The organism is Desulfovermiculus halophilus DSM 18834 (assembly GCF_000620765.1).
Classification (GTDB): domain Bacteria; phylum Desulfobacterota; class Desulfovibrionia; order Desulfovibrionales; family Desulfothermaceae; genus Desulfovermiculus; species Desulfovermiculus halophilus.
This window is the reverse complement of sequence record NZ_JIAK01000058.1, coordinates 1-3,134: the sequence shown is the minus strand read 5'-3', so window position 1 is coordinate 3,134 and position 3,134 is coordinate 1. Positions and strand designations below refer to the sequence as shown.

At 51.0% G+C, this 3,134-nt stretch carries 4 protein-coding genes; all 4 read left to right on the top strand.

Annotated features, from left to right (window positions below; all coding sequences use genetic code 11):
* Positions 1–95 precede the first annotated feature (95 nt).
* From N902_RS0114190 to N902_RS0114175, 4 genes are read left to right on the top strand one after another with little or no spacing between them, the layout of a single operon-like run.
* Positions 96–593 (top strand): MFS transporter, encoded by a 498-nt coding sequence (locus tag N902_RS0114190; protein WP_084288447.1) that lies wholly within the window; start codon positions 96–98, stop codon positions 591–593.
* Positions 594–626: 33 nt separating this feature from the next.
* Positions 627–1,412 (top strand): sulfite exporter TauE/SafE family protein, encoded by a 786-nt coding sequence (locus tag N902_RS0114185; RefSeq protein ID WP_027371443.1) that lies wholly within the window; start codon positions 627–629, stop codon positions 1,410–1,412.
* Positions 1,413–1,443: 31 nt separating this feature from the next.
* A complete protein-coding gene (locus tag N902_RS0114180; protein WP_027371442.1) occupies positions 1,444–2,112 on the top strand; it encodes a flavodoxin family protein in 669 nt (222 codons plus the stop codon).
* Between the two features lie 33 nt (positions 2,113–2,145).
* A complete protein-coding gene (locus N902_RS0114175; RefSeq protein WP_027371441.1) occupies positions 2,146–2,961 on the top strand; it encodes a DUF169 domain-containing protein in 816 nt (271 codons plus the stop codon).
* Positions 2,962–3,134 lie beyond the last annotated feature (173 nt).

Sequence of the window (3,134 nt, the reverse complement as noted above, 5' to 3'; positions counted from 1 at the left end):
TTGTTGCCCATGACACTTTCTCCTCTGGTTTAAGCCGGGAGAAAGTGTTACCCTGATTCAAGCCATTTTGTCCGGATTTTTATTACCAAAAACATATAATTTTTTATGGATCCTACTTGACCTATTTGCCTATATTACTTGGACATTCATTTCATGCATCTTCCTTTACTATTGGAATAATCATGTCCATCATGTCCCTGACTACCGCCGTTTCCTCTTCACAATTAGGCAGATTGAGCACAATATATTCCCCCAAGACTCTACTTCGAACTGCTTTTATTTTTTATGCCGTTGCTTTGGTAATTATCCCTTTTATACACAGCCTATGGCTATTGCCTCTTCCCATAATCATTTTTGGGATGGGGCACGGTATGACTTATCCTAATATCCAAATCTTATTGGCAGCATTGGCCCCATCGGAAAATCGCGGGGCATTTATGTCCATCAATGGTATGGTTTTGCGGCTGGGGCAGACTCTGGGGCCGGTCTTAATGGGAATAGTCTTGCTTGGATGGGGAATTCAAGGTGTTTTTTACGCCGGCGCCGTCTGCTCCATGGCGATGTTCATGTTTCTTGTTGCTATCGGCAAATAGGCGCGGCGCCCCCTGTTTGGAGAGTCAAGATAAATGCAAGGTGTTACTCTCTTTATCTTATTGTTATTTTTTGGTTTTATTGTCGGCTGCCTGGTGGGCCTGTTCGGAGGAGGTGGAGGGTTTTACTTTGTCCCTGTTTTGAGTCTTGTGTTTCAGGTGCAGCCCCAGGTCGCCGTGGCCACTTCGTTGGCAGCGATCATCCCCACCACCATAAGCGCTAGCATAAGTCATTTCCGGCAGGGAAATCTGGACCTTGGCGTAGGGATAGTCTTCGGGGCAGGCGGCCTGATCGGTGCCTGGATCGGTGCCTATGCATCAAGCCTTGTCTCTGCAAGCCTCCTTCAAAAGGCCTTTGGCGTATTCATGCTTTTGATGGCTCTTCAGATGTGTCTTTCGGCCGGAAAGAGAATGAGGGATACCCATCGACCCGGCAGGGCGCAGGTGCGGATGAGTGGATTGAAAATCTTGCTGGGGCTTTTCCTTGGGTTTCTTTCCGGCGTCATGGCCGGGCTCTTTGGGCTTAGCGGGACTCCGCCGGTCATCGCCGGACTCTATGTCTTAAACCTTCCGGTGAAGATGGTGGTGGGGACATCTGTCTTTGTCCTTTTTTTCAACGCTGTTTCCGGCCTTGCCGGTCACCTGCTGCTGGGCCAGTTTGACTGGACCCTGGCCTTTTTTCTCTCCTTGGGAGCAGGCGCAGGGGCCTTTTGGGGACCGATCTGGTTGGGCCGTGTCAGGGCAAGCACCCTGGAGAGGGTTTACGGCCCTTTTTTTATTTTGCTGATACTGATTTTTGGGGTATTGATGATCTTACGATGACAACACCTTAGATGCACAAGGAGGCAATCTCATGAAAATTCTTAGCATCATCGGAAGCCCCCATGGGGAGAGAGGGAACACGGGAAAGCTGCTTGGAGAAGTCTTAAAAGGTGCGGAAAGTAAAGGGGCGGCGTGTGAGACTATTATTCTTCAAGGCGATTCTGTAAAGCCGTGCCTGGGTTGCGATCAATGCCACAAAAAAGGCCGCTGCCCGCAAAAGGACGAGTTTGAGTCCATAAAGGAAAAGATGCTGGCGGCAGACGGGATCATCCTGGCCACGCCAAATTATATCTTCAACGTGAGCGGCCAGTTAAAGGTCTTTATCGATCGTTGTTCCAGTCTGATCCATTGCATGGCCCTTGAGGGCAAATACGGGGCATGCGTGGTAACCTCCGGAGGGGGTGATGAACGGCCCATTGTCCAATACCTTCAACACTTTCTCATGGTAAGCGGGGCGGTTCCGGTTGATGCTGTGTGGGCCGCCATGGGCCCCACCGGACCAAAGACTCAGGTACCTGAGAAAAGCCGCGAGCAGGCCTTTAATGCAGGCAGGACCCTGGTAAGGGCCTGGGAGGAGAAAAGGTGTTTTACTATGGTGGAAAAGGTGCAGGAGGAGCATCGAAAAAGGATGCAGGAATTGATTAACTGGTATCAGGAAGAATGGCCCCATGAGTATGCATACTGGAAGGAGCGGGCCTAAAGCGAAGAATTCAACAAATAGGGAGGTGTAAGCATGGAAAGCAAGATAGCCCGATCGCTTAACCTAAAATACCAACCTGTGGCCATACTCTGGAGTGATGATAAACCCGGGAAGGCCATGGGCTTTAAACAGGGCAAATGGGGCTGTGTCATGTGGATGCTGGCGGCTGCAGCCAAAGGGAGAATTGCTGCCTTTGATGAAAATACCTACGGCTGCTGGGGCGGCGGAGTCGGGCTGGGATTCGGAAACCAGTATCTCAACTTCCCCGGCGGCATTGACTGTTTCTATCATTTTCTGTCCACAGGCAACGAGAATTGGCAGGAAGGCCGCGATATGGCGGAAAAGCTGGGATCTGCCGCAGGCAGGGAATTTTCGGAAAAATTTCGTCACGGGGAAGGATATATGAAGTCCCCGGAGCTGATGAAAAAATTCATTGACAGCCTGCCTATCATGGAAGTGCCTGAAAAATATGTGATTTTTAAACCATTAAGCGATATGGATCCGACCCGGGAACAACCCCGGGTGATTGTATTTCTGGCTGATCCGGACCAACTCTCCGCCCTGGTGGTGCTGGCCAATTACGGCAGGGGGGACAACCAGAACGTGATTGCTCCTTTTGCCGCCGGGTGCCAGCAGATCGGGATCTTTCCCTACCAAGAGGCACGCTCCGAGCGTCCCCGGGCGGTTATCGGTCTCACAGACCTTTCCGCAAGAAAGAATCTCAAGAAACAGCTTGACAGGAATGTGTTCTCCTTTGCCGTCCCCTGGCAGATGTTTGAGGAGATGGAAGACAATGTTGAGGGGAGCTTTTTACAGAAAGAGACCTGGAAGGATCTCCAGGCCACTTAACGGGTTGTGAAAGCATAAGCTGTCAGATGGGGAGTATTAGCGTACCCGATCAGGGGGTGATGACAGCGTTGGTATCATCCGTCATTGCGAGGCGGCTTCGCCGAAGCAATCTCCAGCGCATCACCGTCCCGGACAAAACCAGGAGATTGCTTCGCTGTGCTCGCAATGACGGT

Bases quoted from the DNA above. Each gene is read 5' to 3' on its own strand.
- N902_RS0114185 (WP_027371443.1), top strand. From the start codon at position 627: ATGCAAGGTGTTACTCTCTTTATCTTATTGTTATTTTTTGGTTTTATT.
- N902_RS0114180 (WP_027371442.1), top strand. From the start codon at position 1,444: ATGAAAATTCTTAGCATCATCGGAAGCCCCCATGGGGAGAGAGGGAAC.
- N902_RS0114175 (WP_027371441.1), top strand. From the start codon at position 2,146: ATGGAAAGCAAGATAGCCCGATCGCTTAACCTAAAATACCAACCTGTG.